Here is a 25,028-nt window from a genome sequence, read left to right on the forward strand (position 1 = left end):
GCGCTCCTTTATGCGCTCGTGCGTCGGCGGCATACCTGGCCGCGTCCGCTATTTAAATTTACGGATAGCTATTCTACAACCCTGCATACTCGCAAAGCGATTTCGCCCACCAAGATTCACGCCCATCCGCGTCGAGGGTGCCCGGCGGGCAGAAATACATAGCGGAGCCGATATGGGTCAGCCACTCATTCATCAGGTCAGATTTATCCAAACGGGCCTGGATAGGCTCGAATTGCTTGGTGGGATCCTGCTGATAGCAGATGAAAACCTGGCCGATATTGGAAAGCTGCCCATCCTTGCCATCGGGGGCCAGCTCATAGTTATACGGCCGGCGTAGGATGCGTTGCTCCGGATGATCAGCAGGTGGCGCGGCCACGGCCATGTGCGAGTTTTTATCAATCACCGGCAAGCCGTAGTCATCTACCGCATCGAAATCTGCAGCATCAAATTCTTCTTCACCGGTAAGCGGGGCGCCGGTGTCAAGCTTACGGCCCACCGCATTTTCACGGGAGGAGCGATCCAGCTTCTCCCACGTATCCACGTTCATGCGAATGCGACGCACCACCATGGCCGTTCCCCCTTGCGCCCACTTCGGCCCTTCATCGATCCACACTTGGGCTGCAAAATCTTCCTCGCTGCGCGGGTTAACGGTGCCGTCCTTTTGCCCGAACATATTGCGCGCAGTAGCGCCCTTTTCGTGGCTGCCATAGGCATTAATAAATCCCTGCTGCAGCCACTTCACACTGGCATAGTGCTCACCGGCTCGCACCATGTGGCGCAGTGCATAAGTATTCATCAACGGGTCATCGCAACAAATCTGAAGGACAATATCGCTTTGTCCCCATTGTCGTTGCAGCTCATCACGCTTAAAGGAACGCACATCTCCCAACCAGTGTGGTTTCTCCACGCCGAGCAGGGAGAATACCTTCTGGCCTAGACCGCAGGTGATGGTCAAGTTGGCGGGCTGTTGCACCATTTCCGGTTCCAGGGTGCCCAGCGGCGGCTCCCCCGTACACAGCGCGCGGGCGTCCTCGGTCCACAGCTTCATGAGGTTGGCAAACTCTCGCTTGTCGACGCCCCTTTTAAAGTCAAACCCCACCAGATTCAGGTGAGCCTGCTCTGCGGTAGCAATGCCCGCCTGATGCTCGCCGTCAAAAGCCACGAGGGCGTCGGCAAGCGCAGGCTGTTCCTGTGCCCCAGCATCCGGGGAAGAGCCCTGGTTATTGCAGCCTGCCAACGCGAAGGCGCTGGTCGATACCGCAGCGCCAGTGAGAAATCCCCTTCTGCTGAACCCAGACATGGTTAGTGGTCGTGGCCTTCCTTATTGTGGGACATATCTCCGTGCTCCATGTGGGACATATCGTGGCCTTCCATATCGCCGTAGTCCTCATCCCCGGAAGGCATGCTACGCGTTTGGGTCTCGCCCAGATCGAGCTCTTCGCCGCCTTCTAGCTTCACCTTAAGGTCAAGGGATTCGCCGGGAGCGATGTGGTTTCCCATTTCCATGAGCATGAAGTGGTCACCGCCTGGTGCAAGTTCGTGGGACTCGCCGGCCTTGACCACCAACGGGCTCGACATTTCCTGCATCTTGCCATCGACGGTCTCATGGATCTGGTTCACCTTGGCATTAAGACTGGTGGAAAAACCGGTGATAGCGATGTCCTTATCGGTGTGGTTCACCAAGGTGCCAAAAATAGCAGTCATGTCTTTATCTTCGTTGGCACGCACGACCGCGTCTTCGAAGGTCAGGTCCTCGGCTGCGGCGGGGGAGGACTTCTCCGCAGCGCTGGAGGTGGCATCAACCTTCGACTCGGTGGAGTCATTTTGGTTCTGCGGGGAGCAACCCGCCAGGGCAAGGCCGGCCACAGTTAACCCCACAAGGGCAATGCTAGAAATCTTGGACATTATTTTTCACCTTCCGAATCAATGCGACGAGACTTGCCAATAAATAGGGCAACTACTGCGGCAATTGCCAAAACGCCGCCCACGCCCAAAATGATTTTCAGCGACATCGGCAGCCCCTCGGTTGCTTCCTGGTCTGTCGCGTCAGACTCGCCAGCCTCGGGGTTTTCGGCCCCGTCACCTTTAACGGAAAATTCCACACCACCGCGAGTAGCGTGTCCATCCGAAGACGTGATTTGGAAACCCACCTGGTAGTTGCCCGGCCCAGGGTTAACCCCCTCAGGAGTCTCAATTGTGAGGTCTCGTTCATGGAGCTGCGGTTCCTGGCTAAAGAGCTTCTCACCGGTATCGGCGTTGGTTACGGCAAAGGTGTTGAAGTCCTCTTTGGGGATGCCAGAAAACTCAAGGGTGATTTCCTTAGGGAACTCATCGAGTTGATCGCCGTCTTTGACCGAACCGCCAATAACGGAGTCGTGCGCGAATGCGGCAGGCATCGACCCGCCCAAGACCAGTGCGGCTGTGCCCACTGCTGCGGCTGTGCGGCGCAGCCAAGGTACGCGGTAGCCCATAGATAGCTCCTTTGTGATGTTGGAAAAGCACAAGTTGAATTGTCAGACATACTAGCCCCGCGACTTGCCATAGCGGCAATCACAAAAAGCAGCGCGTCGAGTCATATGTCGGCTTGAACTGGGCTCGAGTTCCGCTTCCTTAATAAAAAGAGGTATTTATCACTATTTAAGCCAAGTTGACTCAATTCCAGCGGACCTAGCCTTAGGACCTCTCCCCCTGCCGGGCATTAAAAAACGGACCAGAAACCATCAGAGCAAAAATAACCAGGGCGACGCCAACACCGATGAGCGTCAAAGGCCACGCCCCGCTGCCACTGCCTCCAGCCGCATCTGCCGCAGTAAGGCCCATAAAGAAAAGCACAGTCCCCGAAACAAAAGACGCGAAGCCGCAGGCTCCAACCAATAGCGGTACCACTAGTGCGCGTGACATCTTTCCTCCTCCGCTTTGGGTTATGACTCTTCAAAGGCAAGCGTATCGCACAGCACACGGAAGGAGACAAGAAAAAAGCCGCCCCGTCTCTGGGGCGGCTACATGGAGCGGATGACGAGACTCGAACTCGCGACCCTCACCTTGGCAAGGTGATGCGCTACCAACTGCGCTACATCCGCACAACAAACCGGAGTTTGCTACAGAGCCTAAAAAGAGACTCTCGTGCGCGATACTGGGATTGAACCAGTGACCTCTTCCGTGTCAGGGAAGCGCTCTCCCACTGAGCTAATCGCGCTTAATGCCCGAAGGCATTAAGAAGTTGAGGTGGAAACGGGAATCGAACCCGTGTGCACGGTTTTGCAGACCGTTGCCTCACCACTCGGCCATTCCACCGTGGCGATACCGCCTCACACAATACAGTGCTGGAGCGGATGACGAGACTCGAACTCGCGACCCTCACCTTGGCAAGGTGATGCGCTACCAACTGCGCTACATCCGCATGCGAAACCAGGCCCGGTTTCTAGGACAAAGTCCTTGTGCGCGATACTGGGATTGAACCAGTGACCTCTTCCGTGTCAGGGAAGCGCTCTCCCACTGAGCTAATCGCGCGCTATTCACTTAGAATCACTCTTCACAGGTAGCCCTTTGAAAAGCGTGGAGCGGATGACGAGACTCGAACTCGCGACCCTCACCTTGGCAAGGTGATGCGCTACCAACTGCGCTACATCCGCATTGCGCCGCAAACTTTTATTCCGTTGCGGTGCGAGAAGAAACATTATCGTGCTCCGCGCCAGTTTCCAAATCCCCAGCCCAGCGCCTTGCTTTTAACCGCCGATATTCCACGTTTGTACGTTCCCAAATCACACCGGTGTGATTCTTGTGGACCGCAGGCGCCCAGCCGCCTCCCGCTCATGAGTAGCCCTACGCAGCCAATTAGGTATTTGAATTTCAAGCGGTGTACATTTAGCCACCGCACGGTCCTATAGCTCAGTGGGAGAGCGTTCCGTTCACACCGGAAAGGTCACTGGTTCAATCCCAGTTAGGACCACCACTTCCCCGCCCAGCGCTCCTCTTCACAAGTAGCCTGGGCGGGTTACTTTGTGTGCCGGTAAAGTGTTCCGTCGTGTTGTGGATCCTTTTAGGCGTTATCGCTGGGCTCGTTTTGCCCGTACAGACCCTGGTTAATACGCGCTTGCGCTTGTCAACAGGCACGCCCTTTTCTTCTTCGCTTATCTCTTTCGCCGTGGGCACGGTGACCTTGCTCGTTATCGCCACCGCTGTCACCGGCGGTGAATTCGGCCTTTCCCGCACAGCTGGCCAACCACTGTGGATATGGTTCGGCGGTTTGCTCGGCGTAGTTGCGCTTACTGGGAATATTCTCCTATTTCCCCACTTGGGTGCCGTCCAGACCGTAGTTCTTCCCATCGCCGGTCAGATCATCATGGGGCTCGTCATCGATCACCTTGGGCTCTTTGACTCCCCTATATCCCCGCTGACCGTGGTTCGCATGCTAGGGGCTCTCATCGTCCTAGGCGGAGTAATCGCCATCGTCGCCGGCCCCGGCGCGCCCACGAAGCGTGAGGACAGTGCCACAGCGCTGTGGATGTGGCGCTTAGCGGGGTTTGTTTTTGGCTGTTTTACTGCAAGCCAATCCGCGATCAATGGTCACCTGGGCCAGATTACTGGCTCACCTGTTAGCGCGGCTTTAGTTTCTTTTAGCGTCGGGGTATCTGCCCTTGCCATTGTGAATATTGTTCTACGCTGGCGACCTCGCATTGAGCGCCCCGAGGGGAAGAACAATCCCTGGTGGATGTGGGTTGGTGGCGTCCTGGGTGCGTTGTTTGTTTTTGGCAACGCGGCTTTGGTACCACAACTGGGCACGGGGCTTACCGTGGTCGCGGCTCTGCTCGGCTCCATGCTGGGGTCCCTACTCATTGATCGCTTGCGTGGCGCCCGCGTAACGCTGCGCCAGGTAGCCGGCATTGCAGTGATACTGGTCGGCGTGATTCTCATCCGTCTGGTGTAGCCCGTCTTGCTGAGGTTATGGCGCTGTTATTGCCATGCTGGGCACTCGCCGCTCTGGCTACACTGGGATGACATGGATATCTCTTCGCTTTTGGGTCCTGATTCCCGCGGCACATTCACCATCCGTACGAATATGGTCAGCACATTGACCGGATCGGCGACGATGAACCATGTCTCAGAAGACATGGGAAATGACACCGATGGACAACTTTTTGCAGCTCTACGGGACTGGGCAGACGTGGTGTTGGTGGGCGCGCAAACGGTGCGCGCAGAAGATTACTCCGGCGTTGTTCCTAGCACCGATGGCTCGCGCCCAGCTCCTATTGCAGTGCCTTCTCGCAGCCTTGATTTCGATATCGACTCGGACTTTTTTACAGACTTTACTACCCCACCTGTCATCTTGGCCCCACACAGCAGCTGGGAGGATGAAGACATCGTTACCCGAATCGAGGCTATTGAAAGCACGGGGGCGGAGGTCTGCGATGCCGGTGAAGGAAGCGTGCGCGACTACATATCCGTCCTGAAGGATCGCGGGTTTAAGCGCGTGCTATGTGAAGGCGGACCAGGAATGATTGGGCAATTAGTGGACGCCGATGCGATTGACCAGATGTATTTGACCCTGGATCCGCATCTGTCTACCGGCGTAGAGACTCCGATGGCTACTTTTAAGGGCGAGCATTCCCACCGGCGCATGCAGTTGGAAAATGTCGCGGCCGATACGGATGGCACGGTGTTTCTGCGGTATTCCCGCACCCGCGAGGACGTAGACTAAGGCGCCGTGAATTCCCGAATCAGTGTTGCCGCTTGGCCCGTGGCCGTATTGCTCGTTGTGCACCGCGTATTCATCATTGCGCGCAACGGCACGCCAACGGATGATTTCACCACCGTGTATAACGCGGTGGCGCGCATGTCCAGCAGCCAGCCGGTCTACGAGCAGGCCTATAACCACGTTGACCCGCTGTATCTGTATACCCCGGGAGCCACGCTGCTGCTTGCGCCATTAGGGCACCTAGACTTCTCACTTGCGCGAGGACTATTCATCGTGGCGAATGCGGCCGCGATCATCGCGGCACTGGCGGTGCTTACCCTTATAGTGGACCGCAAGCTCACCTCGCCCGTGTGGCCGGTATCTATTGCGCTGGCGTTTGTCACGGAGTCAGTGACCAATACGCTTGCCTTTACCAATATCAACGGCGTTCTCTTGCTGTGTCTGGCCGTGTTTTTGTGGGCCTTTTTGCGGGCCGAGCGCACCCCGCAGTTGGGCTGGGTGGCAGGCGTGGTCATTGGCCTTGCCATCGTCATTAAGCCGCAGTTTGCGCCGCTGCTCTTCCTGCCCTTGGTAAAGCTCCAGTGGCGCAGTCTCGCCGAGGGCATCGGAGTTCCGGTGATTCTCAATCTACTGGCGTGGCCGGTGGTGCCGGGCGCCAGCGGCTTTTTCGAAAAGCTGCTGCCCTATCTTTCGGAAACTCGTGACTATGCCAATTCTTCCTGGGCGGGTTTCCACGCCTACGTTAATTTTGGCGCCGGGTTGTATTGGACCGTGTGGCTGATTTTTGCCGGTCTTACGGCCGCAGCGATTCTCGGGCTTTTACGCTGGCGCAACTCCGACCCAACCTTGTGGGCACTGACCACTAGCGGGGCGATAATGGTGGGAATTTTCTTCCTGTCTTCCCTAGGCCAGCAGTACTATTCCATGTGGCTTTTCCCGCTGATGTTTACCGTTGTGCTCCCGCGCTCGGTATTTCATTCCGCAGGAACGTGGTTGGCCGCATTTCTCTTTTTGGCTCCGGTCTCGTGGGCGTCTGCATCGCACCCGGATGCTGGGCGGTGGATGAATTTTTTCACGGCCACGGCAGGATGGGCGCTGCTTATCGTCGCAATTTTCGCTACGGTCGCTGGCTGGTGGCGTGCCGCGCGCAGAGCGGTTTAGACTCGGCCCATGACCGATTTCAAGCTCATTGCTGATACCGAATGGCGCCAGCGCTTAAGCCCCGAGGAATACTATGTTCTGCGTGAGGCAGGTACGGAGCCGCCCCATGTAGGCGAGTACACCAATACCACTACCGAGGGTGTCTATTCTTGCCGCGCGTGTGGAGCGGAGCTTTTCCGTTCCACGGAAAAGTTTGAGTCCCATTGTGGCTGGCCGTCTTTCTTCTCCCCGCTTGCCGGAGACAAGATCATCGAGCGAGAAGATAACTCGCTAGGCATGCGCCGAGTAGAGGTCTTGTGTGCCAACTGCGAATCGCACCTAGGCCACGTCTTTGAGGGCGAGGGCTACGACACCCCTACTGACCTTCGCTATTGCATTAACTCCATTTGCCTTGACCTGGAGGAAAAACCGGTAGAAGGTGGCACCGCTTAAAGGGCCCCGCCACAACTTACGCCCCGTCAACAGCCTGGCTGCCAGGCTAGTGAAGGGGCGCAGCCCGGGACGTCGCCAAGCAGTGCTTCTGCTAGGCGGCGTTTCCTTTAGGGCAGTACTGCAATGAGTTCTGCCACGTCCTTGACGCGACGGCCGGTGTGGAAAGGAATTTCCTCGCGCACGTGGTGACGGGCTTCGGTATAGCGCATCAGGTACATCAGGTCGACGATACGGTGGAGCTCATCCGCCTCAAAGGCCAGAATCCACTCGTAGTCACCCAACGCAAAAGCCGGTACGGTATTAGCTCGCACATCAGGATAATCACGCGCTTGCATGCCGTGCTCCATAAGGATGCGGCGGCGCTTTTCCTCGTCCATGGTGTACCAGTCATAGGAGCGCACGAAGGGATAGACCGAGATCCACTCCTTTGGCTCCTCGCCCATGATGAAAGACGGCAGGTGCGACTTATTAAACTCCGCTGGACGGTGCAAAGCGTTGCCTACCCAGGTCACTTCGCTAACCTGGCCCAAGGTGGTCTCGCGGCGAAAGTCCCCAAAGACCTTCTGCAGGTCAGAGAATTCCTCGGCGTGCCACCAGATCATAAAATCAGCAGAATCGCGCATAGCCGTGAGGTCATAGATACCGCGCACCGTCACTTTGCCAGCCTCTTCAACGTCGGCGAAGAACTTCTGCGCTTGGGCGATGATTTCCGCTCGCTCGGTGCCGAGCGCCCCCGGGATCACCTTAAAAACTGCGTGCTGGGAATATTGCTGAACCGCATTGAGTTCCTTGTAGTCTAGCTTCGCCATTGCGTTCTCCTTTGCCAAAGCCTCTGGGTAATCGGACATATCCATCATAAGTTGGATATGAAACCTTGTCACTTCCCCCGCCGCGGGGATGCCGACACGCTCTCGCATCGGCGCGCCTCCCCCAGCTAGAGGCTGGGAAACTATAGCTTGAACGTCGTGAGCAATTCCGAATCGACCACCCCACGCAGCGCCGAGGCTTCCGCCCCCACTCCTTTGCACAGGCAAGCGGAAAGCCACGAACCAGCTACCCCCGCCGCATTCACCCAAGCAGTGGAGTCAATGCACGCGGCCGACCTGCGCCCCGAGATAACCCTGGGCTCCATTCGCCCACCGCAGCGCCTTGCGCCGTTTAGCCACGCTATCGGCCTCGAGGTGGGAGGCGAAGACAATCCAGACATCGTGCCCACTGATGCGGAAGGCGATGCATTTGGCCGCCTTATCTTGCTCCACGATCCGGGTGCTGAGGAAGCCTGGGAGGGCGCTATGCGCCTTGTGGCGTATATTCAGGCCGATATGGATGATGCCGTAGCAGGAGATCCGCTCTTGCCCGATGTGGCTTGGCAGTGGCTCAATGAAGGCCTAGAAGAGGAAGGCGCCGACCACACCAACTTGGGTGGCACCGTCACCTCTACCGCGTCCGTTCGATTTGGGGAGATTGGTGGCCCACCGCGCGCCTATCAAATTGAAATGCGTGCTTCGTGGACCGCTGAAGGCCTCGATCTGGCGCCTCACGTGCAGGCTTTTGCAAAGGTATTGGCTAACGTTGCCGGCCTCCCTCCTGAGGGCGTTACCAAGCTCGGCCACTAGAATGCCAGAATTGCGCAGCCGGCCGGTAGAGGGCATCCCGGCGGTCCTTGCTACCCGGGATGAATTCACCGCTGCCGCCGCACGCCTAGCTGCAGGTACGGGCCCGTTTGCCATCGATACTGAACGCGCCTCTGGTTATCGCTACGATGACCGCGCCTTCGTAGTTCAAATTCGCCGCTGCGGCGCAGGCACCATGCTTTTTGCCCCTGAAGGCCATCGCGCGGAGCTCACCGCTGCCCTCGCCCCAGTACTCAACGGGGCGGAATGGATAATTCATGCCGCGCATTCGGATTTGCCCTGCCTAGGGTGGCTTGGGCTATTCCCCGGCTCCATCTTTGATACCGAGCTAGCGGCGCGGCTCGCTGGTTTCGACCGCCCGAATCTGGGCACAATGGTTGCAGAGCTTTTTGATATCGAATTAGAAAAAGGCTACGGCGACGCTGACTGGTCAACCCCGCAGCTCAGCGAGGAACTCAAGGCCTATGCCGCACTAGATGTGGAGCTGCTCCTCGAGCTTGCCGATTCACTACGCGATATCTTGGCCGAACAAGACAAAATGGATTGGGCGCTAGAGGAATTTTCCTCCATTGTCCGCGAGCATGCCGGTGATACTCACCCGCAGCCACCTACTTGGCGCGACCTAAAGGGAGTCTCCAACCTGCGCAACGGCAGCCAGCTTACCGCCGCTCGTGCGCTATGGCTCAAACGGGACGCAATAGCTCGGCGCACCGATACTGCACCCGGCCGGGTTTTAGCGAATAAGACGCTGGTAGAAATTGCGCGCGCTCTCCCCACCTCTGGCAGCGATTTGGCCCGCATCAAGGGTTTTCCCCGCCGGCGCAAGGGGGCCACCGCCCGCTGGATGGCGGTGCTAAACCAGGCGCGCGCCATTCCCCCGCACCAGCGGCCTCGCGTGCACCGTACCCCGCATCCGGTCCCTTCCAAGACCATCTGGACTAAGGACTACCCTGATCTCTGGGAGATATATCAAACTATTCGCGCCGACATCGCGGAACTAGGCGATGATCTTGGAATGTCCTCCGAGCTTATTATCCGCCCCGCCACCGTGCGCGCCGCAGTATGGGCGAAGGTAGGGGTACGTGCTGATAAACGCCACCGCGGACCTGATTCTGTTGCCGGTTCCATCCGCCAGCCAGACGACGTCGCTGCGTTTCTCCGCGCGGAAGGCGCGCGCGAATGGCAAATAGAATTGACCGCCCCGCTTATCGTGGACGGTCTTTTCTAGAAGATATTTATCAGGACAGGCCTAGCCTTCATTTCCCAGCTCATTGGCATCAGCAGTGAAGTTTTCTACCCACTCGCTAATCGAGGCCGCCATAAGTTCAGGGGTAAGCCCGAATTCCTCTAGGACCTCGCCGCGCGAGCCGTGCTTAGGGAAGTATCCCGGAACGCCAAGTCGGCGCACAGGGGTATTTACCTCGGCTGCGCTGAGGGCTTCAGAAATCATGGAGCCAATACCGCCGCGTACAAGGCCGTCTTCTGCCGTAACCACCAGATCGTGGTCAGCGGCGAGTGCCACAATAGAACTTGGAACCGGCACAACCCAACGCGGGTCAACGACGGTTACGTTAACGCCTTGCTCTCCGAGCAGCTTCGCTGCCTCGATGCTGCGCGCGGACATGGCACCGATAGAGACGATAAGCACCTCTGGGGTGTCCTCGCCAGCGTCGGCTTCGCCGTAGTGGAGGATGTCGACGCCATCCCCCAAGGTTTCTACCGCATCCATATCCGGCAGCAGGTTGCCTTTAGGGAAACGAACTACGGAGGGGCCGGATTCGATTTCTAGCGACTCCCGTAAGAGCTCCCGCAGGCGCGCGCCATCGCGCGGGGCGGCAATGTGTATGCCCGGTACGATGCTCATCAGCGCCATATCCCACACACCATTGTGTGATGCTCCATCGGAACCGGTAACCCCGGACCGGTCGAGCACGATGGTTACTGGCAGCTTCAGCAGCGCAATATCCATAATGACCTGATCCACGGCTCGATTTAAAAAGGTGGAATATACCGCCACGACCGGGTGCATACCCCCGAGCGCGAGACCAGAGGCGGAGGTCATCGCGTGCTGCTCTGCGATTCCCACGTCAAAGAAGCGTTCAGGAAAGCGCTCTTGGAACGGCGTGAGCCCAGTCGGCCCTGCCATGGCAGCGGTAATGGCCACAATGTCTTCGCGTTTTTCAGCAGCGGCTACAAGCTCTTCTGAAAAAGCTGCGGTCCAGCCAGGCTGCTTAGTTCCTTTTGCCACACCGGTGACCGGATCAATAGCACCGGTTGAGTGCATCTGATCCTTTGGCTCATTGACGGCTGGGGCAAACCCATGGCCCTTTTCAGTAACCACATGCACAATGATGGGTCCGTCATAATCGCGGGCATAGGTCAGGGCATGCACCAAGCTATCGATATCGTGCCCGTTAATGGGACCGATGTACTTCATGCCTAGTTCCGGGAACATCTCGGTTGGCAAGACCGTAGACTTGACGCCTTCTTTCATGGCATGCAGGGCATCGAAGGCCCGCTCGCCTACCCAACCCATTTGTTTCAGGCGGCGCTTGCCCTGCTCCATAAGTTCGTCATAGCCGTGCTGAGAGCGGATACGACCAAGATTTTCCGAGAGGCCACCGATGGTGGGCGAATAGCTGCGGCCATTGTCATTGACCACAATCACCGCATTGCGGTCCTTGTCCTCGGAGATATTGTTGAGTGCCTCCCAGCACATACCGCCGGTCAGGGCGCCATCACCAACGACGCCGATAACGTTGCGGTGACCATCGCCGCGGATTTTAAAGGCCTTTGACAAGCCATCCACCGTAGACAGCGAGGCCGAAGCGTGCGAGGACTCGGTCCAGTCATGCTCGGACTCGCCGCGGTCCGTGTACCCCGAAAGACCATCTTTTTGCCGCAAGGTATCGAATTGATCGGTGCGACCGGTAAGCATTTTATGCACATAAGACTGGTGCGAGGTATCAAAAATAATGGGCTCGCGCGGGGAATCAAATACGCGGTGCAACGCTATGGTCAGTTCCACCACGCCCAAGTTGGGACCCAAATGTCCGCCTGTGACGGAAACCTTATCAATGAGACGCTGCCGAATCTCTGCCGCAAGCTCTTCAAGCTTGTCTGCGGACAGTGCCTTGAGATCCTGCGGCGAGTTAATGGTATCCAAGATAGTCATGGAGCGGCCTTCAACTCCTTCTGTGCTTAGTTCTTCTTTTCTACCGTACCCGCGGCGGGCGGTGAATATTATATTCCGGCTAGGGCGCGGCACCGTACCCGGCCGCGCCTGGGCACCTATGCGGCGCATTAGGCAGGGGTAATGAGCGCAATCGTTTCGAAGTGATGCGTTCCGGGAAACGCGTTAATGAGCGCCATTTTTTCAATCCCGTACCCGTGTTCGTCCCAGTAATGCAGATCGCGAGCAAAGGTGGCTGGGTCACATCCCACGTGCACGACCGCTTGGGGTGCAGCGGCCGCCACGGAACGAATCACGTCTTTGCCTGCGCCGGTGCGTGGGGGATCGAGGACTACAGCGCCTGGTTTAGGTAACTGCGCAGCAACCTGCTCCACCTTCGCGGATTTTAGTTCCACATCGCAGTCCGCCAGGCAGGGCTGCTCCGCTGCCGTTGCCGCTGGCGAATAATCCACGGAGATGACCTTGCCCTGCACGGCTGCTGCCAGTGCTGGAACGAAAAGCCCAACGCCGCCATAAAGATCCCAGGCGGTACGTTCCTGGTACTCACGTTGACCGAGCCACTCAGTTACCAGCTGGGTATACGCTGCCGGCGCCTGACTATGGGCTTGCCAAAAGGCAGTGGCGGGGAAGCTAAACGTCCTACTACCCACATGTTCTTGCACTTGGCCGCTGCCTTCTACCACCTCACGGATGGTCTCTACGCGGCGTCCGCGCGGGGCTTTGCGGGTTTCTACTACATGGCGGTCTCCCGCGCCATCGACAACAGCAATGACCTCTGCACCTGGGGTAAAACGACGTGCGCCTTCTCCGACGAGGCCGTCTGCCAATCCCGGAGCCAGCTGCGTACAGGCGGCTGCCGTAACGAGCTCATTGGACCGACGCTCACGGGTTCCAGCACGCCCTTGCTTGTCGACGCCCCACCGAACCCGAGTGCGCCAGCCCCTCACCGGCTCTAGGGTGTGTTGTTCAATGTCTAGGCCCGCACTGGTTTTAACGCCAGTGCGGCGCAGCTGCTCCGCTAAGATTTCTGCCTTAATCCCAGTTTCGGCCGCAGGATCTAGCTCTGCAAAATCGCAGCAGCCTGCCCCTTGTTCCGCAGCTGGGCACGACGATGGCACGCGCAGCGCACCCGGGGTCACTACACTGTCCAGGTCCGCCTTAATGAACGACTTCTTGACTCGGCCGGCCTTAGCCTTAACGACGTCTCCTGGAAATGCGCGTGGAACAAATACAACTCGCCCATCAGGCGCCTGGCCGATTCCTTCCCCGCCGTGTGCCATGCGGTCAATTCTCACCTCAAGAATATCGCCCCGGCTAATCGTAGGTTCAGTCATTTTCTACCTCGGCCTCTTGTAGTGGTTCTGGTTGTGCCTGCGTACGCTCACCCGCGCCTGTAGCTTCCTCCACAGCTGTGTCCGCGCGCCGCACCATCCACACGGTAAGCGCCGTTACCAGAAGGGTCAGGGGCCATCCCATTAGGATTCTGGTCACTCCCAATGCTGTAGTTGCATCGGCATCATAGATGGCGCGCTGGACAATAAAACGGGCGAGAAAGATTACCGCCCACCCACCGGTAGCTATGGCATAGGCCCGGCGCGCTGGGGTAATCTTCTGCCACTGCATTTCCTCGCCGTTAATCCCCTTCCAGATAACGCCCACCGCGGGCCACCGGAATAGGATCGAGAGTACGGCGGCAATGCATAGCGCCAACGACATCCAGATACCGTACAAGAAATACCCTTTGGCATCACCGGTAAACCAGGCGATTGCCGCACACAGAGCGACGCCCAAAAGCCCCGATATGGCTGGCTGAAGGGTCTCTTTGCGAAGCACCCTCCAGATAGCGATAGCAACGGCTACACCAAGCGCCGCTCCGAGGGCTGGGCCCAGCCCAAAAAAGTTATTGACTGGAATCAGCACAAGGACCGGCAAGGTAGCGGAAACGAGCCCGGATAGCCCACCCATTTGTTCCAATAGGGTGGGTTCGGCTTGAGACTCATTAGCGTCAAGGTTCTTTGCGTCCTGGGAGGACTGCGGCGAGGAAGAATGTGTCACGTGGTTTACTGCTTTGCCTAGTCTTTGGAAGTAGGTGCAGAACCCTCATCGGGGTCCTGCGGGGACGATCCATTCTCCCCCTCCTGTGGGGTGCCGCCCAAATCGCGCAAGTGCTGTTCCGCCTCTGCTTCTGCTGCAGGGTCTGGACCGCCAACGCCGTTTTCTGGGTGGTTCTGGGCATTAGCGGCTGCCTGCTGCTCCTGCTGGCGCTGGTCCATGGCCTGCTTGACTTGCTCTACGAGCTGCTCGGGCATGATGACCGGCAAAGCGTTTCCGGCCAAGATGGGGTCTTCTCCACGGTAGACAAAGGTGCGCGCGGCTACCTCGCGGGCCATTTCTGCCAGGTCAGCTTCCATTCCTGCCGGTGCCGCCAGCGTCATGCGCAGCATCCACCGTGGGCCATCTGCACCGATGACGCGAACCTGGCCATTGTCGTTTTTACCCACGACCTCAGCACCCCACGGGCCTGGCTCGGTAGTAACGGTGAGACCGTCGCGGCTCATGCCTTCCCTGATCTCCTCGACGGATTCTGCCCACTGGCCCGGCTTGCGTGGGGCGGCAAAGGCTACGGGGGTAATTCGGCCCACCTTGGTTACGATGTGCAGCATTCGCGGGCCTTGCTCGCCCATTTCTACTTGTACCTGGGACTCCTTTGGCAGTGGGATGCGCAGAGAGCCCAAATCTAAAATGCCGATGGAAAAGTCGCTGAAATCGAAAGTTTCGATATCTACGGAGTCACCATCAAAGGGGCCGGTCTGACCGTTGATAGCGTCATGGGCAAATTCGCGTGGTTCATTGCCAGAAGCTACCGCAGCATCGGCTGCGGTATCTTCTACCGGAGCATATGATTCCTGGGCATCTTTATCCACGGACTCGGGGCCCGCCGGCTTTTCGCCCTTTGCTGCAGGCTGTGCCTGCTCCTTCTTCGCATCCTCGTTCTTCTTGCCAAAGGGCCAGATTCCCATGGTTGCTACATCCTTTCTAGAAGTTTCGTTAAGTCTCTATTGCTTTAGCTACACGCCGGTAGAGCCATAGCCACCGGCTCCCCGGTCCGTGTCCTCCAATTCTTCGACCTCAGCAAATCCCACTAGCTCAACGCGCTGGACCACGAGCTGAGCGATACGCATTCCGCGTTCGATTTCGATAGGGGTATGCCGGTCATGGTTGATAAGGCAGACTTTGATTTCCCCGCGGTAGTCAGCATCCACTGTCCCCGGAGTATTAACTACCGAAAGCCCTTGTTTAGCAGCCAACCCGGACCGTGGATGAATCAAACCGACTGTTCCTAGTGGCAGCGCAATTGCAATCCCGGTGCCTACAAGGGCGCGCTCGCCGGGTTGCAACGTAAGTGCTTCTGCTGCGTAGAGGTCCGCACCGGCGTCGCCGCGATGGGCGCGTTTCGGCAGCGGAAGCTCCTTGTCTAGACGCTTGACTTTAATATCGCCGAAAGGGCTTTCTGGCTGAGAATATGGAAACGAGTCAGTCACCTGGCCAATCCTACCTGCCTTAGCAGGTTCATTCTGTGGTGCGTGTGGACTAGACTAGCTAGACGTGTCTGATACATCTGCTTCTTCCGCAACTCCGGCACCGTCGAGCTCCGCTTCTGCACAGGGCACGATGGCCCCTCAGGTGCTCTACCGCGAACGCCAATGGGTGCCTTGGTACTTTTGGCTTTTTGCCGCCGGCATCGTGGCACTTACTTCTGCTACCGCCGGGCTAAACCGCTCCATGTGGTGGACCATTATTCCTGCAATACTCCTTGGCGCCATCGCCGTGTGGGTACTTATTACGTGGTCCAATACGGTCATCGTGGTAGAGCGTGACCCAGACGGAACGCGTTGGCTCTCAGTCAAAGACGCCCAACTACCCAACGACGTGGTCTCGCGGTCTATCACGGTTCCCAAATCTGCACGGCGTAATGCGCTAGGCCCGCAATTCGATCCCGCGGCGTTCTTGGTCTCCCACGCTTGGGTGGATGAGCACGCCATGATGGTGCTCAATGATCCTGAGGACGATACCCCTTATTGGCTCATCGCTTCGAAGGACCCAGAAGCTTTACTCCATGCCTTCCTGCCGGAACAGCACTAAATTTTAAAGATTTTGTAGGCATCCTCGAACCGGCAGATTCGAGACGGCCACAACACCAAACCCCGCACTCGGCTTTAAGCAAGTTGCCGTGTGCGGGGTTTCTTTACTGCTGCGACTTCCTTTAAGCACAGTCCTTACAGATAGGCTGGCCATCCTCATCGTGGGAATAGCGCTTATTGGACTGCACTAGGAAACAAGAGCCGCAAGTAAACTCGTCTTCTTGGCGGGGAACTACCTCAACATTGAGCTCCTCACCGGTAAGGTCAACTGTTGGCGGCTGGAACGATTCGACGATTTCTCCGTCATCGTCCATGCCGTTGTTGTCGCTTTCAGCGGCTTTGAGCCCCTCTAGGGAGTCAGTTTCGAGTTCATCTTCCGCGCGCCGGCGCGGTGCGTCATAATCGGTGGCCATAATGCACGCCCCTAATGGTCAAATTGCTTTAAGGAATGGGTAATTATCGATCGCGCATAGTAAAGCACAAATGGCTAGATGTCATCTCACCGGCCGTTAGCGTGGAAAACTATTACCCCCGCAACGCGCCTGTGGCGTTGTGTGCTGCCAAAAGTTCCTCAAAGGCGGGGGCCAAATCTGCCCCCGCGGCCCAGGTAAGTTCGCCCTGAGCAGACCCCTTCTCAAAGCCTGGATGGTGCACCACCGCGCCTGCTTCGCGGGCAATAATTGCCCCGGCGGCAAAATCCCAAGCATTGATGCCGTGCTCAAAGTAGGCATCAACCGTGCCCTCAGCTACGCGACATAAATCCAGCGCGGCAGCACCGATGCGGCGAATATCTCGTACCTGGGGCAAGAGCTTGGTGAGCAGCTCGGCTTGCGCTGCTCTCCGTTGGGCATCGTATCCGAAGCCAGTGGCTACCAATGCCAACGCGGGATTTTTGGTGTGGGCGCACTGCAATGGGTGCGCCTTCCCGTCCGGGCCGGTGACCGTGGCGCCCTGACCGGCCGCGGCTGCATAAGTGCGCCCGCGGGCCACGTTGACCACCGCGCCAGCTACCAGGCGCCCCTGATATTCCGCACCGATAGAAACTGCAAAATCCGGCACCCCGTAGAGGAAATTTACGGTGCCATCAATCGGATCCACTATCCAGGTAACACCGCTGGTGGATTCCACATTGGCGCCTTCTTCCCCAAAGATTCCATCCCCTGGGCGTTGGGTACGAATGGTGGTGGCAATGAATTCCTCTGTGGCGGTGTCGACCTCAGTTACCGGATCCACATCACTGGACTTGGTGCTGGTTTGCGCCGCGATGCCATCACCGGCGACAAGCTCTGCGCGCCGGGCGGCAATTAGTTCGGCCGCTCGCGTGGCGGTAGAGACGGCAAAATCCCGCAATTGGAGAAAATCGATGTGCTCAGTCATGCCAACTATTGTGCCTTCTTCTACACTGTCGGGCATGACTACTCTTTCTGGACATTCTTTTGGCGTCGATGTCGGCGGTTCGGGCATTAAGGGCGCAGAGGTGGACCTTGCCACCGGCGAATTCGTGGGCGAGCGTATGAAAATCGCCACGCCGCAGCCATCGACTCCGCACGATGTTGCCAAGGTGGTAGCCCAGATCATCCAGGAAAAGCAGTGGGAAGGCCCAGTAGGCATTACCCTGCCTTCCGTTGTCCGCAACCAAGAGGTAGAAACGGCAGCGAATATTTCCAAGGAATGGATTGGCATTAATGCTACAGAGCTATTCGCTGATTACTTGGATGCGGATTTTGCCGTGCTTAACGACGCCGACGCGGCGGGACTAGCCGAGGTTGCCTACGGAGAGGACATCGCCAAGCAGGGCTCCGTAATCTTTTTGACTCTGGGGACCGGCATTGGTTCGGCCTTCTTCTTGAATGGTCAGCTCTTTCCCAATACCGAGCTAGGGCACATGCTGGTGGGCGATGATGAAGCCGAAAGGATTGCATCTTCGGCCGTCAAGGACCGCGAAGGGCTCAAGTACAAGCACTGGGCTAAGCGGTTAAATAAGGTCCTTGCGGAGTATGAAAAGCTTTTTAACCCGCAGGCTTTCCTCATTGGGGGTGGTATCTCGCGCAAGTTTGAAAAGTGGGGCCCGCACCTTGACATTGCCACCCCCGTCATGCCTGCACAATTGCGCAATCGTGCAGGGATTGTTGGTGCCGCAATGGCGGCGGTAGAGGGCTTGAAACCATAAAATTTATGCACTGCTGGTGACCCTATCCACCGGCAGAGTAGAAAGATCCTCTATACTGGGCGGTCGATCCTAAGTTAAATAGCTCTAAGGCGTGTCTGGCCTGCATAAGGCCACAGCGCGTTAACATCACAGTGATGGACGAGCGCCCAGCTAGGGCGCACTGAGCTGTTTTAATCAAGAAGTAAGTCGAAAGGGCGTACGTGGCAGCCACTGAATCTTCAGACCAGGCACTCGGCGAGGGCGAAAACGCCGCCGGGGCATCTACTCCTGCAAAGAAGACCGCCAAGAAGACGGCAAAGAAAACCGCGAAGAAGACGGCTAAAAAGACGGCCAAGAAGACCGCTAAGAAAACAGCCAAAAAGACTGCGAAAAAGACCGCTAAGAAGTCGGCCAAGAAGACCACTAAAAAGTCTGCTAAGAAGGCCACGAAGAAGACGGTCCGCAAGTCCGCGGCGAAAAAGCAGGAATCCCCCGCTGAGTCCGAAAAGCAAGCACAGCCGGAGGTAGATGAAGAGCTCGACGAGGACGAGCACGACGAAGACGTCGACTTCGATCCCACCAATGCGGACATCGAGGAAGATGATGACTTCGCAGGCGGTGAAGACCTCGAGGACGAGGACCTCGAAGAGGACTTGGACGAAGACGATGAGGACGATGACGAAGAAGAGGACTCCTCCTCCGTCTGGGACGAGGAAGAATCCGCTGCACTGCGTCAGGCACGCAAGGATGCGCAGCTGACTGCCTCTGCTGACTCCGTTCGTGCCTACCTCAAGCAGATTGGTAAGGTGGCCCTGCTCAACGCCGAGCAAGAGGTTTCCTTGGCCAAGCGCATCGAGGCTGGTCTTTACGCACAGCACCGCATGGATGAGATGGAAAAAGCCCGCGCCGAAGGCGATAAGGCCGCTAAGCTCTCCCCCATGGAAAAGCGCGACCTGCGCAGCATCGCCCGCGATGGCCGCAAGGCCAAAAACCACCTGTTGGAGGCGAACCTGCGTCTGGTGGTTTCCTTGGCAAAGCGCTACACCGGCCGCGGCATGGCTTTCTTGGACCTCATCCAAGAAGGCAACTTGGGACTTATCCGCGCTGTGGAGAAGTTCGACTACACCAAGGGCTATAAGTTCTCTACTTACGCCACGTGGTGGATCCGCCAGGCTATTACCCGCGCCATGGCTGATCAGGCTCGTACCATCCGCATCCCGGTCCACATGGTGGAAGTCATCAACAAGCTGGGCCGTATCCAGCGCGAGTTGCTGCAGGACCTGGGCCGCGAGCCTACCCCGCAGGAGCTGGCAAAGGAGATGGATATCACCGAGGAAAAGGTGCTCGAAATCCAGCAGTACGCCCGCGAGCCCATTTCCTTGGATCAGACCATTGGCGACGAAGGCGACTCCCAGTTGGGTGACTTCATCGAGGACTCCGAAGCCGTTATTGCGGTCGACGCTGTCTCCTTCACTTTGCTGCAGGATCAGCTCCAAGACGTGCTGACCACCCTCTCCGAGCGCGAAGCCGGTGTGGTGCGCCTGCGCTTCGGCTTGACCGATGGCATGCCGCGCACTTTAGACGAAATCGGCCAAGTCTACGGCGTTACCCGCGAGCGCATTCGCCAGATCGAATCCAAGACCATGTCGAAGCTGCGCCACCCCTCTCGCTCCCAGGTATTGCGCGATTATCTCGACTAATCGTTTTACGTGGACAAGAACAAAGCCCGCACCTTTCTGGTGCGGGCTTTTGCGTAGCTGCCCTCAGGCGGTTGTGGCCAAACTACCACTTGCGCAGGTATTCGATGCGCTCGCGTAGCTGCTCAGCGTTGCACAGCGCGGTGGGCGGTCCACCGCAGGCCTTGCGGACCTCGGTGTGAATAGCACCGTGGGGGCGGCCAGAGCGTTGGGCGGCGATAGAAACCACCGTGTTGAGCTCCTTGCGCAGCTGGCCTAGCTCATCGACGACTCCGGTATCGCTTGACTCAGCTTCCACAGCCTTTTTCCGCGAGGCCGGGGCATAGTCCATGCCATAGAGCTTGCGACGGTGAGCCTCCTCGGCCTCAGCCGCGCGCCGCGCCTTTTCCTCCGCCTCGCGGCGGTCCATTTCCTCAGATTGCTTCTTGCGCAGCAGGTCCTTGACTTGTTCCGCATCGAGCAATCCGGGAATACCAAGGAAGTCGGCTTCTTCATCCGTGGTCATGTCCCCAGTGTTGAACTGAGAACCGTTATAAAGCAGGCCTGAGAACTCTGCCTCGGCACCAAGCGACTCATAAGACTTCTCCAGCATGTCCGGTTCGGTCTTCTTCTGATTCGCTTGCTCTAGCAGCTCATCGTCCCAGCCCTCCTTGTCCGGCTTTTCCTCACCCAAAACGTGATCGCGGGACTTTTCCATATTTTCGGCCAAGCCCAGCAAGACAGGCACCGAGGGAAGGAAAACGGACGCCGTCTCACCCGGCATGCGCGAGCGCACGAAACGGCCAATGGCTTGGGCGAAAAATAGTGGGGTCGATGCGGACGTCGCATACACGCCCACTGCTAGGCGCGGGACGTCCACTCCCTCGGACACCATGCGCACAGCCACCATCCACTCATCGGTGGACTCAGAAAACTCCTGAATGCGATCAGAGGAGCCGGGATCATCAGACAAAATCACCGACACCGGAGTATTGGACAGCTGTTTGAGGATCTTGGCGTACGCGCGTGCGGTCGTCGTATCCGATGCCAACACGAGGCCACCGGCATCCGGCATATTGCGCCGCATTTGCATGAGCCGGGTATGCGCTGCCTGCAGCACTGCAGGGATCCATTCGCCCTTGGGGTCCAACGCGGTGCGCCACGCACGGGCGGTTTGCTCCGCATTCATAATGTCACCCAAGCGCGCGGCATGTTCCTCGCCAGCCGAATCCCGCCAGCGGGCCTCGCCGGAGTAAGAGAGGAAAACAACGGGGCGCACGACGCCGTCGGCAAGCGCATCGCCATAGCCATAGGTATGGTCCGAGCGAGAGACCTTGTGTCCCTCCCCGTCGTCTACATACTGAACAAAGGGAATGGGCGAGTCATCGGAACGAAACGGCGTACCCGTCAGCGCCAAGCGATGGTTAACGTCATCGTAGGCCTCCTTGACACCATCACCCCAGCTCTTGGCATCACCGGCGTGGTGAATCTCATCCAGGATCACCAAAGTGCGCCGGGCAGAGGCCACCGCGCGGTGCTTGAAGGGGTGCATTCCTACCTGCGCATAGGTCACCACAATGCCATCCATCGAGGGATTGACAGCAGAAGAATTGCTAAACGCAGGATCCAACGCTAAACCTACTCGCGCGGCAGCGCTAGACCACTGGGTCTTGAGGTGTTCGGTAGGCACCACCACGATAACGCGTTCGACCGTGCGGTCTTCCATAAGCTCGGTTGCGATGCGCAGCGCGAAGGTAGTTTTGCCGGCGCCCGGAGTCGCCACCGCCATAAAATCCTGCGGCTTAGTGGCGAGGAATTTATCAAGGGCGGATTGCTGCCAAGCGCGAAGGTTAGTCTTTTTAAAAGTCCTCACTTGCGGCGCAGACCCTTATACACACGCTCACAATCGGGGCATACCGGAGAACCCGGCTTTGCCTGCTTGGTCACCGGGAAGGTCTCGCCGCATAGGGCAACGACATACTTGCCGTTGACCGCGGAATCGAGGATGTGATCCTTTTTGACGTAATGGAAGAACTTCGGCGTGTCATTATCCGTCGTCGAAGTGTCTTCACGAATATCTGGCCGTTCAATTGTCTTCGTAGTCGTAGTCACGCCCTCTATTTTGCCGCATCGGCATCGAACTTTGCGAGTCATGCGTCTACCCTTGGAGAACATGGACACCTCATGCACGCCAGCCACTGCGCCCCTTTCCCCATATCGAGGGATGACCACCGCGCGCGAGGGGAGCCGAGTTTAGGTTGTTTGGCAAAAAAGAGCGCTACCTCATCACAGATGCCAAGCTCACGCCTGGCCAGGACCGTAAGCGCCGCGAAATTCAGTACGGAATCTTCCAGTTCTTGCGCGTTCCTTCCTTGCTCATCGCCGGCTTTTTCCTCTATATGCATTGGTGGCTGCTAGCCGCAATCGTTGTGGGCGTGACTTTTCCCCTCCCGTGGATCGCCGTGGTAATTGGGAACGGCCGAGGAGAAAAGAAGGATAAGCGCGAAAAGAATGTGTACAAGCCAGCCGTAAATCGGCAGCTTTATGGCCAGACACACGCACCACAGGTCTCCAGCGGCACGGCGCGGCCGATTGAGGCTAAACACGACATCATCGACCACGAAGAAGAGTAAAGGAATCCTGCCCACATGACGACTACTTTTGGACCCGATTTCGATGCCGCGGCACTGGCCACGTTGGCCCCTGAACTTGCGGACGTCTTTACCGCCGCAGGCTTTACCACCGATGGCGTGGCCGGGTACCTAGGGCCGGAGGTTACTGAAGCCCTATTCCGCGGCGAGCCGGCACCTGTTTCGCTAGCCGCGCAAAGCGAATCTCAGATGGACTTGTTGATCCGCTTTTTCCTCCTGCACGAGCACCTGCCTGCCACGCTTTTGGGTGAGGCCGTAGGAGCGCGCCTGGCTACCCAGTTGCTGGATGCCAAGGTTGCGCTTGCCGACGCCCACGGCATGGCCTACATTGCCCTCGACATCCGCCCCCACACCATCGTGGGCGCTAACCGGCTCATCTTCTCCGACGTCGATGCCTCCCTCGTGGATCACGTACCCGGCCCTGACCATGTGCTGGGAGTAGGCGCGGCGAGTCTCTCTTTGCTGCAGTCCACGCCAGTAAGTCCAGTCAGCAGCGTTCTCGATCTGGGCACCGGCTCGGGTGTTCAATTGCTGGGGCAAATCGAATGCGCAGAAAAAATCACCGCGACCGATGTGCATGAGCGTGCCTTGGATTTGGCCACGGCCACCATCGCGGCCGCTGGTGAGGGCGACAAAGTGGAATTGCTCCCTGGGTCATGGTTTGAGCCCGTAGCTGGTCGCCGCTTTGACCGTCTAGTAGCTAACCCGCCTTTTGTTGTAGGCCTTCCCGAAGTGGGCCACGTCTACCGCGATTCCGGATTAAACCTCGACGGAGCCAGTGAATTGGTTGTCTCTCAAGCCACCGATCACCTGACGCCCGGCGGAACCGCTCACCTTCTGGCTGCATGGGTACACACCAGTGGCGAAACATGGCAGCAACGCGTTGCTTCCTGGTTGCCGGATAAAGGGATCGCCGCCTGGGTCATTCAGCGCGACGTTGCCGATCCCGCACTTTATGTGTCCACCTGGCTCGAAGATGAATCCCTCGATATTCGCTGCCCTGAGGGGCAAGAGCGCTCTCGCGCCTGGCTCGAACATTTCCAGGAACACGAAGTAAACGGCATTGGTTTTGGTTTCGTAGCTATTCAACGCATCGGTGACGATGAGCCTGCAGATATCTTGGCCGAAGAAATGCCGCAGGCCTTCAGCGATCCGCTTGGCCCCGAAGTAGAAGAATACTTTGCCCGTGTGGCGTGGCTGCGCGATCTTGTGCCGGGAGAACTGCAGGGAAAGCACTTCCAAGTAAGGCCCGGCTTGGCACGCGAAGATATCGGCACCCCAGATGAAGATTTGGGACAGGGATTCACCCGCGCCGCCTTGCGCCTAACCCGCACAGACGGCCCGCGTTGGAGCCACGAGGTAGATGAACACATTGCCGCAATTGTCGCTGGTCTCAACCCACAGGGTCTGAACCTAGAAGAGACAATTGGGCTGTATGCGGCGGCGCACGGATTCGATGAGGAAGAACTCACCGCCGCTGCCCTCCCCGCAGTCATCGATATGGTCCGCCACGGTCTGCTTATCCCAGCAGATCTCCTCTTGGACACCGGTTCAACGAACCTTAGCTGATACCGCATTTTCAACCCACTGGATAGATAAGGAGAAGTAAGCGGTGCGCGCAGTTTTGACTCGAGTTTCAGAGGCCACAGTAACCGTCGATGGAGAGACCGTCGGGGCCATTGATTGTCCCGATACCGGCGGTCTTCTCGCGCTCGTCGGCGTCTCGCGCGAGGATATGGATGATTGGCAGCCTCGAGCAGAGAAAATGGCGCGCAAAATTGCAGAACTGCGCATTCTTGACGGCGAGGTCTCGGTGATCGATGCCGCAGCTCCGGTACTAGTAGTGAGCCAATTTACTTTGTATGGTCGCACTGCCAAGGGGCGACGCCCTGCATGGGCGGATGCCGCGCCAGGTCCGGAAGCTGAGCCGGTTGTTTCAACGATTATCAACCACCTCAAGGAACGCGGCGTGTCAGTAGAAACAGGCCAATTCGGGGCTAAAATGCGCGTCTCCTCTGTAAATGAAGGCCCTTTCACCGTTTTAGTTGAGACGTAATTTGCGCGCCCTTCTCCCGCCCCAACGATCCTCAAAACGTATTAAGCAGTACTTTCATTAGAGCACTTGTGACTGGTGCCACTCTCGGTGAAATTATATGGAACAAGCCATAAAGAACGGCAGATTGCAAATTTTTCGAGAGTGATAAATGCCTTACCTGTAGTGCAATAATTTATTATCATCCTGCAAGTTTCTGTTCTATACTGAAGGCACAGCGAAGCAAAAGGGCTGGACAAGCA

The 25,028-nt window shown here is 57.6% G+C and carries 26 protein-coding genes and 7 tRNA genes; 13 read left to right on the forward strand and 20 right to left on the reverse strand.

Annotation, left to right across the window (positions count from 1 at the left end; genetic code table 11):
- Positions 1-73: 73 nt before the first annotated feature.
- The 10 genes from ACP8J1_RS06675 to ACP8J1_RS06720 form a co-directional block, all read right to left on the reverse strand.
- Positions 74-1,300, reverse strand: coding sequence for a Dyp-type peroxidase (locus ACP8J1_RS06675; RefSeq protein ID WP_023021421.1), 1,227 nt, complete (start codon positions 1,298-1,300; stop codon positions 74-76).
- 2 nt (positions 1,301-1,302) lie between these two features.
- The gene (locus ACP8J1_RS06680) at positions 1,303-1,905 is read right to left on the reverse strand and encodes a copper chaperone PCu(A)C (RefSeq protein WP_023021420.1); all 603 of its coding nucleotides are present in this window, start codon (positions 1,903-1,905) and stop codon (positions 1,303-1,305) included.
- The gene (locus ACP8J1_RS06685) at positions 1,905-2,471 is read right to left on the reverse strand and encodes a copper resistance CopC family protein (RefSeq protein ID WP_023021419.1); all 567 of its coding nucleotides are present in this window, start codon (positions 2,469-2,471) and stop codon (positions 1,905-1,907) included. Before ACP8J1_RS06685 ends, ACP8J1_RS06680 begins: the two co-directional genes overlap by 1 nt.
- 202 nt (positions 2,472-2,673) lie before the next feature.
- Positions 2,674-2,901, reverse strand: a complete 228-nt coding sequence (locus tag ACP8J1_RS06690) for a hypothetical protein (RefSeq protein WP_023021418.1) — start codon at positions 2,899-2,901, stop codon at positions 2,674-2,676.
- 103 nt (positions 2,902-3,004) lie between these two features.
- Positions 3,005-3,080: transfer RNA gene (locus tag ACP8J1_RS06695), tRNA-Gly, on the reverse strand.
- Between the two features lie 44 nt (positions 3,081-3,124).
- Positions 3,125-3,196 (reverse strand) — tRNA-Val (locus ACP8J1_RS06700).
- A gap of 27 nt (positions 3,197-3,223) precedes the next feature.
- Positions 3,224-3,294 (reverse strand) — tRNA-Cys (locus ACP8J1_RS06705).
- A gap of 30 nt (positions 3,295-3,324) precedes the next feature.
- Positions 3,325-3,400: transfer RNA gene (locus ACP8J1_RS06710), tRNA-Gly, on the reverse strand.
- 38 nt (positions 3,401-3,438) lie between these two features.
- A tRNA-Val gene (locus tag ACP8J1_RS06715) sits at positions 3,439-3,510 on the reverse strand.
- 46 nt (positions 3,511-3,556) lie between these two features.
- Positions 3,557-3,632 (reverse strand) — tRNA-Gly (locus ACP8J1_RS06720).
- Positions 3,633-3,877: 245 nt separating this feature from the next.
- Between ACP8J1_RS06720 and ACP8J1_RS06725 the strand changes: the two genes are divergently transcribed.
- From ACP8J1_RS06725 to msrB, 5 genes are all read left to right on the forward strand, one after another.
- A tRNA-Val gene (locus ACP8J1_RS06725) sits at positions 3,878-3,952 on the forward strand.
- Between the two features lie 72 nt (positions 3,953-4,024).
- Positions 4,025-4,927, forward strand: a complete 903-nt coding sequence (locus ACP8J1_RS06730) for a DMT family transporter (RefSeq protein WP_034655382.1) — start codon at positions 4,025-4,027, stop codon at positions 4,925-4,927.
- A 72-nt stretch (positions 4,928-4,999) separates the two neighbouring features.
- Positions 5,000-5,698 carry a pyrimidine reductase family protein gene (locus ACP8J1_RS06735; RefSeq protein WP_023021416.1) on the forward strand — a complete coding sequence of 233 codons (699 nt, stop codon included), beginning with the start codon at positions 5,000-5,002 and terminating at the stop codon, positions 5,696-5,698.
- 6 nt (positions 5,699-5,704) lie between these two features.
- On the forward strand, positions 5,705-6,856 hold the full coding sequence (locus ACP8J1_RS06740; protein WP_023021415.1) for a glycosyltransferase family 87 protein: 1,152 nt from the start codon (positions 5,705-5,707) through the stop codon (positions 6,854-6,856).
- Between the two features lie 9 nt (positions 6,857-6,865).
- Positions 6,866-7,288 carry a peptide-methionine (R)-S-oxide reductase MsrB gene (msrB, locus tag ACP8J1_RS06745; RefSeq protein ID WP_023021414.1) on the forward strand — a complete coding sequence of 141 codons (423 nt, stop codon included), beginning with the start codon at positions 6,866-6,868 and terminating at the stop codon, positions 7,286-7,288.
- A gap of 107 nt (positions 7,289-7,395) precedes the next feature.
- Here msrB and hemQ read toward each other — a convergent pair whose 3' ends face one another.
- The gene (gene hemQ / locus ACP8J1_RS06750; RefSeq protein ID WP_034655844.1) at positions 7,396-8,097 is read right to left on the reverse strand and encodes a hydrogen peroxide-dependent heme synthase; all 702 of its coding nucleotides are present in this window, start codon (positions 8,095-8,097) and stop codon (positions 7,396-7,398) included.
- A 213-nt stretch (positions 8,098-8,310) separates the two neighbouring features.
- On the opposite strand from hemQ, the gene ACP8J1_RS06755 reads away from it, so the two are divergent.
- Both ACP8J1_RS06755 and ACP8J1_RS06760 read left to right on the forward strand, forming a co-directional pair.
- Positions 8,311-8,904, forward strand: a complete 594-nt coding sequence (locus tag ACP8J1_RS06755) for a DUF3000 domain-containing protein (protein ID WP_232212620.1) — start codon at positions 8,311-8,313, stop codon at positions 8,902-8,904.
- 1 nt (position 8,905) lies between these two features.
- On the forward strand, positions 8,906-10,150 hold the full coding sequence (locus tag ACP8J1_RS06760) for an HRDC domain-containing protein (protein WP_023021411.1): 1,245 nt from the start codon (positions 8,906-8,908) through the stop codon (positions 10,148-10,150).
- A gap of 21 nt (positions 10,151-10,171) precedes the next feature.
- Here the strand turns inward: ACP8J1_RS06760 and dxs are convergent, their stop codons facing one another.
- From dxs to dut, 5 genes are all read right to left on the reverse strand, one after another.
- Positions 10,172-12,097, reverse strand: a complete 1,926-nt coding sequence (gene dxs, locus ACP8J1_RS06765; RefSeq protein ID WP_023021410.1) for a 1-deoxy-D-xylulose-5-phosphate synthase — start codon at positions 12,095-12,097, stop codon at positions 10,172-10,174.
- Positions 12,098-12,225: 128 nt separating this feature from the next.
- Complete coding sequence (locus tag ACP8J1_RS06770; protein ID WP_023021409.1) at positions 12,226-13,449, reverse strand: class I SAM-dependent RNA methyltransferase; 1,224 nt, start codon at positions 13,447-13,449, stop codon at positions 12,226-12,228.
- The gene (locus ACP8J1_RS06775) at positions 13,442-14,170 is read right to left on the reverse strand and encodes a DUF3159 domain-containing protein (protein ID WP_023021408.1); all 729 of its coding nucleotides are present in this window, start codon (positions 14,168-14,170) and stop codon (positions 13,442-13,444) included. Before ACP8J1_RS06775 ends, ACP8J1_RS06770 begins: the two co-directional genes overlap by 8 nt.
- Positions 14,171-14,187: 17 nt before the next feature.
- Positions 14,188-15,135, reverse strand: coding sequence for a DUF3710 domain-containing protein (locus tag ACP8J1_RS06780; RefSeq protein ID WP_023021407.1), 948 nt, complete (start codon positions 15,133-15,135; stop codon positions 14,188-14,190).
- Positions 15,136-15,183: 48 nt separating this feature from the next.
- On the reverse strand, positions 15,184-15,657 hold the full coding sequence (gene dut / locus ACP8J1_RS06785) for a dUTP diphosphatase (RefSeq protein ID WP_023021406.1): 474 nt from the start codon (positions 15,655-15,657) through the stop codon (positions 15,184-15,186).
- Positions 15,658-15,721: 64 nt separating this feature from the next.
- Between dut and ACP8J1_RS06790 the strand changes: the two genes are divergently transcribed.
- Positions 15,722-16,258, forward strand: a complete 537-nt coding sequence (locus tag ACP8J1_RS06790; protein ID WP_034655386.1) for a DUF3093 domain-containing protein — start codon at positions 15,722-15,724, stop codon at positions 16,256-16,258.
- A gap of 121 nt (positions 16,259-16,379) precedes the next feature.
- Here the strand turns inward: ACP8J1_RS06790 and ACP8J1_RS06795 are convergent, their stop codons facing one another.
- Both ACP8J1_RS06795 and ACP8J1_RS06800 read right to left on the reverse strand, forming a co-directional pair.
- The gene (locus ACP8J1_RS06795) at positions 16,380-16,670 is read right to left on the reverse strand and encodes a DUF4193 domain-containing protein (RefSeq protein ID WP_023021404.1); all 291 of its coding nucleotides are present in this window, start codon (positions 16,668-16,670) and stop codon (positions 16,380-16,382) included.
- Positions 16,671-16,782: 112 nt separating this feature from the next.
- The gene (locus ACP8J1_RS06800) at positions 16,783-17,670 is read right to left on the reverse strand and encodes an inositol monophosphatase family protein (RefSeq protein ID WP_034655389.1); all 888 of its coding nucleotides are present in this window, start codon (positions 17,668-17,670) and stop codon (positions 16,783-16,785) included.
- Between ACP8J1_RS06800 and ppgK the strand changes: the two genes are divergently transcribed.
- Both ppgK and ACP8J1_RS06810 read left to right on the forward strand, forming a co-directional pair.
- Positions 17,669-18,427 carry a polyphosphate--glucose phosphotransferase gene (ppgK, locus tag ACP8J1_RS06805; RefSeq protein ID WP_023021402.1) on the forward strand — a complete coding sequence of 253 codons (759 nt, stop codon included), beginning with the start codon at positions 17,669-17,671 and terminating at the stop codon, positions 18,425-18,427. The two genes, ACP8J1_RS06800 and ppgK, sit on opposite strands and share 2 nt — an antisense overlap.
- Before the next feature lie 200 nt (positions 18,428-18,627).
- Positions 18,628-20,106 carry an RNA polymerase sigma factor gene (locus ACP8J1_RS06810; protein ID WP_023021401.1) on the forward strand — a complete coding sequence of 493 codons (1,479 nt, stop codon included), beginning with the start codon at positions 18,628-18,630 and terminating at the stop codon, positions 20,104-20,106.
- An 82-nt stretch (positions 20,107-20,188) separates the two neighbouring features.
- On the opposite strand, the gene ACP8J1_RS06815 is transcribed toward ACP8J1_RS06810, so the two are convergent.
- Both ACP8J1_RS06815 and ACP8J1_RS06820 read right to left on the reverse strand, forming a co-directional pair.
- Positions 20,189-21,955 (reverse strand): DEAD/DEAH box helicase, encoded by a 1,767-nt coding sequence (locus ACP8J1_RS06815; protein WP_023027865.1) that lies wholly within the window; start codon positions 21,953-21,955, stop codon positions 20,189-20,191.
- Entirely contained in the window at positions 21,952-22,236 is a 285-nt protein-coding gene (locus ACP8J1_RS06820; protein WP_049361236.1) for a DUF3039 domain-containing protein, read from the reverse strand. Before ACP8J1_RS06820 ends, ACP8J1_RS06815 begins: the two co-directional genes overlap by 4 nt.
- A 104-nt stretch (positions 22,237-22,340) precedes the next feature.
- Here ACP8J1_RS06820 and ACP8J1_RS06825 point away from each other — a divergent pair, with 104 nt between their 5' ends.
- From ACP8J1_RS06825 to dtd, 3 genes are read left to right on the forward strand one after another with little or no spacing between them, the layout of a single operon-like run.
- Entirely contained in the window at positions 22,341-22,715 is a 375-nt protein-coding gene (locus ACP8J1_RS06825; protein WP_023021398.1) for a DUF3099 domain-containing protein, read from the forward strand.
- Positions 22,716-22,730: 15 nt separating this feature from the next.
- Positions 22,731-24,302 (forward strand): DUF7782 domain-containing protein, encoded by a 1,572-nt coding sequence (locus ACP8J1_RS06830; protein WP_023021397.1) that lies wholly within the window; start codon positions 22,731-22,733, stop codon positions 24,300-24,302.
- A 43-nt stretch (positions 24,303-24,345) separates the two neighbouring features.
- Entirely contained in the window at positions 24,346-24,789 is a 444-nt protein-coding gene (dtd, locus tag ACP8J1_RS06835) for a D-aminoacyl-tRNA deacylase (protein ID WP_023021396.1), read from the forward strand.
- Positions 24,790-25,028: the final 239 nt, after the last annotated feature.

The sequence above is a fragment of the Corynebacterium sp. LaCa_205 genome, assembly GCF_057458085.1.